Here is a 6289-nt window from a genome sequence, read left to right as displayed (position 1 = left end):
CCCAATTTGAACTTGATTGAGCGTTTATGGAAGTTTATGCGAAAGAAGGTCATAGATAGTTGTTTTTACCGAAAGTTTGAGCATTTCAAGGAAAAGGTCTTTGAGTTTTTTGAACATATTGCCCAATACCAGCAGGAATTAGAGACACTAATTTCTTGGAATTTTCATGTCCATAAGTCTAAAACCTCTTTCCATTGAGTATAAAATATATCTCCCAACAATCCGAAAACTGTTTTCTATTCTCCGATATTCACACCATTATACCCCCAGATATCATTCATAATGGATAAAATGTCAACCATATTTATATTGTACAAAAGTACAGTTTTTTTGTATCTGAAAAATGTTACTCATACTGAAACAAGGTAAAGAAATTTAACTTTGTAAGTATCTTATAATCAGTATCAAACAAGGTAAAACAAACGTATGCATAAAAATCATGTAAATCATTCAAAGGCTGCTGCGTGAGGGATACGGAGCATGCCGTTAGGCAGTGCGTAGCGCAGCGTAGCACCGAAGCGTCAGCGTAGTGCGTAGTAGCCCGACCCGAGCGCAGCGAAGGGACACGCCCAAAAAACTAATATCCTTCAAAAAATTATCACGCTCAATAAAAAAACAAAAAATACATATCTTTGCTTTTATAGTACTAATGAAGTGCAGAATTTATATTACTCTTTGGGCAGGATTAAACTTATTTTTTAGTTCAACAAGCGCAGGTCAGGGAACTACCGCCAGCGAAGTTTATAAACAGTATGTACAAGGTAACTTTTCACAGGCTAAAAAAGGATTAGACATCTTACTCACACAGCAACCTAAAAATGTAGATTTTTTATGGAAAAGAGCAATGTGTACATTAGAAAGCAATCCTACTGAAAGCATACCCTTTTTAGAACAATGTGCAACTATACAACCTAATTATCACCCGTTATTGTTTTGGTATTTAGGCAAGTGCTACACAGCACAACAAAATTACGAAAAAGCTATACAAGCATACGAAAAATACAAACCTAATAACCCTATCAAAGCAGAAAAAGCCATAGAACAAATACAAGTTTTACAAGCCTATCTAAGAAACCCTTTACCTGTAAAAATTACTTTATTGGATACGAACCTTATCAACACTTCACAGGACGAATATGCACCATTTTTGTTCAAGGATAAATTCGCTTTTACTCGCAGCATTGAGGGACATGAAGAGATACTCTACTTAGACCAAGATACCTTACACAAACTCATAAATAACTCCAATACAACCCAAAAATTTCAAAGGAGTATGCCCCACTTTGTACAAAATACGTTATATTTTTATTACAATACCGATGCTGCTACACAAGGAGATATTTATCTACAAACCCTAGAAAACGATACATGGACATCTGCCAAAAAACTATCTGACTCTATCAACTCTAAATTTTGGGAAACTGCACCTACCACAGATAGTGCCTGCCATATTCTCATTTTTGCTTCAGACAGAGTAGGTGGATACGGAGGAGCAGACTTATACTTTTCTGTAAAGGATAGCATGGGCAAATGGAAACTCGCCCAAAATATGGGTAATATACTTAATACCAAAGGCGACGAAACTAATCCACATCTCACAAAAGACGGAAAAACCCTGTATTTCATTTCAAATGGGCATCAAACTTTAGGCGGCTTCGATATCTTTGCTACGCATTTCAAAAACGGTACTTGGACAAAACCCCAAAACATAGGTTACCCTATCAATACTCCTTACAACGAACTAAACTACTATGTCATAGACTCTCTACGTGCTTATTTATCCTCTGATAGACCACTACAAACTCATCCCAGATCTAACACAAACCTGTACCTTGTAGAATATCCTATTCAAAAAAAGCAAAAAAGAGATTACGTAGATGTATTCATAACCGCTAAAAATGAACAATCACAACCTATTCCTTTCACTTTACAAATTCAAGATAACCTTCATTTAGATACTTTTAACACAACCAAACATTTTACCTTACCCAAAAACACTCGATGGTTGGGTATAATATCTTCAAAAGGATATTTATCTCAAAATATCACTGTGCTTACTACGCAAGAAGATACCTTGTGGTTATATCCTATTTTACAACCTATACAAAGTAAGAAAAATTATGTAGTGCATAATATCTATTTCAAACTCAATTCCAGCGATTTAGAAACAGAGTCTTACCCTGCTTTAGACCAGTTAGTATCTATGTTACAGACGAATCCTCAAATACGCATACAGATTAGCGGCCATACGGATAATACAGGTGATACAGATAAAAATTTAATACTCTCGCAGAATCGTGCCAATAGTGTAGCAAAATACTTAATCAGTAAAGGGGTAGATGATAAACGGATTTTTACCAAAGGTTACGGCAGTCAGAAACCTATTGCAGACAACAGCACTGAGGAAGGAAGATATAAAAACCGCCGTGTAGAATTTGAAATTATCGAATAGAATACAGATATTTGCTTACACCATGATAGAAGTCAGAAAGGTACATCGGTCAGAGTTGGGGCAAGTGCTAGAATTAGTAAAACAATTAGCCACTTTTGAAAAAGCACCCCAAGAGGTTACTATCACCTTAGAAGATTACGAAAGAGACTTTGAAGACAATATATTTGATGTATTTGTCGCAGTAAAAGACCAAAAAGTAGTAGGCATGGCACTGTTTTATCTTGCGTACTCTACCTGGAAAGGTAAAATGCTCTATCTTGATGACCTTTTTGTACTACCCGAGTACAGAAATCAAGGAATTGGGTCACGTTTATTTGATGCTGTATTAGTAGAGGCACAAGAACAGCAATGTAACCTTGTCAAGTGGCAAGTATTAGATTGGAACGTAGATGCACAAAAATTTTACACTAAGTACCAAACCATAGTAGAAAAAGACTGGTGGAACGGCAAAATACTACTTTCTCAAAAAGAAAAAAGATAGTAGCGGCTTATTATAGCAGGTGAGTCAGGGTATAATGTATTAGCATGTCCTTGCTTGCGTTTCGCTGCGCTCGTGCAAGCAAGGACACGCCCAGAAAAATAAAAATTGCTCTTTCTTAAAAAAACAGATACTCAAAGTGCTTTATTACAAATACTCAAAGGAACCAAGCGTATAATAATCATATACATGCGTACACAGACCGCAGAACAAAATTTGCGTTTAAGAGAGTAATTATGAAACAACATTCATTTCTATTCTCACTTCTGCTTGTTCTTATCATGAATGTCAATACTTTACGTTCGCAAAGTAGTATTACAGTAGTTACTCCCAATGGAGGAGAGACATGGTATTCCTTTTCATCTCAAACCATACAGTGGATATTTACAGGTACCCCTCCTATTGTAGATATTTACCTATCTACGGATAACATGGTTAGCTGGAATGTAATTGCTAGCGGAGTTGCATCTGGCAGCATGGGTGGTTCTCATACTATCACGGTGCCTTATGTTAATTCTAACAAATGCTTTGTCAGGATAATTAACGCCTCTGCGCCATCAATTAGGGACAGTAGTAATAACGCCTTCACTATTATCCCACCGAGCATCACAGTTACTGCACCCAACGGCGGAGAAACTTGGAATATTGGCTCTCTATACAATATCACATGGACGACCATAGGACCTGTCTCCTCAGTAGACATCATGGAAACCCGCGACAACGCCGCATCCTGGAATATTATTCAAGTGAATGTACCTAACGGAGTGGGGGGAGGAAGCTACTCTTGGCTAATCGGTGGAAGCCCTTCTACGCAGTGTAAAGTCAGAGTTACTGACTTTATGATACCACTTGTGGGTGATACAAGTAACTCAACTTTCACTATTATGGCGCCCATGAATATATCTAGTACTAATAATTGGCTATCTGAACCGTTAAAAGCATATCCTAACCCCGCAGTTGAACATGTTACGGTAGAGATACCTTCTGGTACTTATCAATTAACATTAAATGATATGCTGGGTAAAACTATAACACAATCTAGTGTAATTGTTAATGGCGGAGTAATTACTTTCAACATTAGCAATGTACCACAAGGTATGTATATCTTACGCTTACAAGATGCAAATAACAAGGTATACTTACAAAAAATAGAAAAGATGTAATAGTACAGTAAAGTAGTAAGGGTTAAATTTTTGTAAACAAGGGGGAAGCAAAGTCCCCCTTTTTGCTTAAAAAAATAGTTTTAGAATAGTTTTAGAGTTGTTGAGAGATATATTTTATATTGAGTCTATTTTATTTTTCAAGCGAACTATGAATTATAAGTAATTCATTTTAAGTATTTTACGATATCTTGTTAGTCTGATTATTTATTATACTTGATATAATTTTTTGGGCGTGTCCTTGTGGGCGTTACGCTGCGCGTATGCCCACAAGGTCGGCGTGCTGCGGGCTGCGCTATCGCTTCGGTGCTGCGCTTCGCTCCGCACCGTGCTGATGCACGCCCTTCGCATGCCTCACGCAAGCTGTTAGCAGACCAATCCCACTTATACAAAATATAATCTTGTAAGTGCCTGAAAATAAACATAAAACAAGATAAAAATACATTTTAACTTTCTAAATTATTGAAAATCAATTGAAAATAGAGTAAAACTTTGGCATCCAGGATTAAAGGGATATGAGAAGTCCATGTATTTAAGGTTTAACATTCTACATGCTTGAAAATAAATACAAAAACAAAATAAAGTGAGTGTATTTCAAACAAGGTAAAAATTTTTATATTGTAAATGCTTGATAATGAACATAAAACAAGTAAAGCAAAGATATGCATAAAAACGAGGTAAAACATCAAAATACAACTTGCGTGAGGGCTATGGAGCGTGCCGTAAGGCAGTGCGAAGCGCAGCGTAGCACCGAGCGTTAGCGTAGTGCGCAATAGCCCGACCCGAGCGCAGCGAGGGACACGCCCAAAAATATAATTTGTCAAGAGGTATAAAATCTATTACTGCAACTAAAATACAACCTTTTTTGTACCTTTGTAGGTATGATACGTATAGGAAGGGTAGTTTTTGATGAATTTCCGTTATTGCTTGCTCCTATGGAAGATGTTAGCGACCCACCTTTTCGTAAAGTATGCAAGCAAAACGGTGCGGATATGATGTACACAGAGTTTATCAGCACAGAGGGTTTAATCCGAGAGGCATCTAAAAGTTTGAAAAAATTAGACATCTACGATTATGAGCGTCCTATTGGCATACAAATATTTGGTGACAAAATTGAGGTCATGCGGCAAGGTGCAGAGATAGCCGCCCAAAATAATCCTGACATATTAGACATTAACTACGGATGTCCTGTAAAAAACGTAGCCTGCAAAGGGGCAGGTGCAGGGCTATTACAAGATCTACCCAAAATGCAAAAAATGACCGAAGAAATTGTCAAAGCAGTATCGCCACTACCCGTAACCGTAAAAACACGATTAGGCTGGGACGCAAAGAGTATCAACATCATGGAAGCAGTGCTGCGTTTACAAGATGTGGGCGTACAAGCCATTACTATACATGCACGCACGCGCTCGCAAATGTATAAAGGTCAAGCTGATTGGACTTATATCCGCCAAGTCAAAGAAAATCCACAAGTCAGAATTCCTATTTTTGGCAATGGAGATATTGATAGCCCGCAAAAAGCTTTAATGTACAAACAAAACTACCTACCCGACGGTATAATGATAGGTAGAGCAAGTATTGGTTATCCATGGATTTTTAGAGAGATAAAACACTACCTCAAAACAGGTGAACTTTTACCTCCGCCTACATTGCAAGAACGCATAAATACCTGTAAAGCACACTTACAATTTTCTGTTGAATGGAAGGGTGAGGTCCTTGGGGTATTGGAAATGCGCAGGCATTATGCAAATTATTTCAAAAATATCCCCAATATCAAACCGTTCCGTAACAGACTTGTTACCGAAAATGATGTATCTACGCTTTTTGCTATTTTAGATGAAATTCAAGAAAATGAAGCTGTTTTTTGTGATATCGGAGCAGTGAAATAAAAAACAAGCGCAGCGAAGGGAAACGCCTAAAAGTAAAATTATTTTTGAGCTTAATTAACAATATGAGTGAGACTTTTCAGATATAAAAAACTGTACTTTTGTACAGTATAATAGAGATAATAGAGTTTATGAACAGAAATTTCTTAAAGAGAGTACACAAATTTACTTTATACTGATTTTCAATGTGTTAGACGTAAAAGTACAAAATCAGGGTATTTTTTGTAAAATGTTGATTATCAGGATGCTCATTTAACAAAAAATCTCCTTAAACCTTGTGTTCATAAAGTCTAATGACTTTAAGAACTACAAA

The 6289-nt window shown here is 36.8% G+C and carries 6 protein-coding genes; all 6 read left to right on the top strand.

Features of this window, described 5'->3' with window-relative positions:
• A partial coding sequence (locus NZ519_10830) for an IS630 family transposase (GenBank protein ID MCS7029244.1) occupies positions 1-198 on the top strand: 198 nt, incomplete at its 5' end.
• 451 nt (positions 199-649) lie between these two features.
• Positions 650-2452, top strand: coding sequence for an OmpA family protein (locus NZ519_10825; protein ID MCS7029243.1), 1803 nt, complete (start codon positions 650-652; stop codon positions 2450-2452).
• Positions 2453-2474: 22 nt separating this feature from the next.
• Positions 2475-2933, top strand: coding sequence for a GNAT family N-acetyltransferase (locus NZ519_10820; protein ID MCS7029242.1), 459 nt, complete (start codon positions 2475-2477; stop codon positions 2931-2933).
• Between the two features lie 278 nt (positions 2934-3211).
• Entirely contained in the window at positions 3212-4093 is an 882-nt protein-coding gene (locus NZ519_10815; protein MCS7029241.1) for a T9SS type A sorting domain-containing protein, read from the top strand.
• A 240-nt stretch (positions 4094-4333) separates the two neighbouring features.
• Complete coding sequence (locus NZ519_10810; protein ID MCS7029240.1) at positions 4334-4489, top strand: hypothetical protein; 156 nt, start codon at positions 4334-4336, stop codon at positions 4487-4489.
• A 482-nt stretch (positions 4490-4971) separates the two neighbouring features.
• A complete protein-coding gene (gene dusB, locus NZ519_10805) occupies positions 4972-5979 on the top strand; it encodes a tRNA dihydrouridine synthase DusB (protein ID MCS7029239.1) in 1008 nt (335 codons plus the stop codon).
• Positions 5980-6289 lie beyond the last annotated feature (310 nt).

This window comes from Bacteroidia bacterium (assembly GCA_025056095.1).
Lineage (GTDB): Bacteria > Bacteroidota > Bacteroidia > JANWVE01 > JANWVE01 > JANWVE01.
The sequence above is the reverse complement of the archived record's forward strand: the minus strand, read 5'-3'. Positions and strand labels throughout refer to the sequence as shown.

Coding starts and splice junctions, on each gene's coding strand:
- dusB (MCS7029239.1), top strand. CDS start 4,972: ATGATACGTATAGGAAGGGTAGTTTTTGATGAATTTCCGTTATTGCTT.
- NZ519_10825 (MCS7029243.1), top strand. CDS start 650: ATGAAGTGCAGAATTTATATTACTCTTTGGGCAGGATTAAACTTATTT.
- NZ519_10820 (MCS7029242.1), top strand. CDS start 2,475: ATGATAGAAGTCAGAAAGGTACATCGGTCAGAGTTGGGGCAAGTGCTA.
- NZ519_10815 (MCS7029241.1), top strand. CDS start 3,212: ATGAATGTCAATACTTTACGTTCGCAAAGTAGTATTACAGTAGTTACT.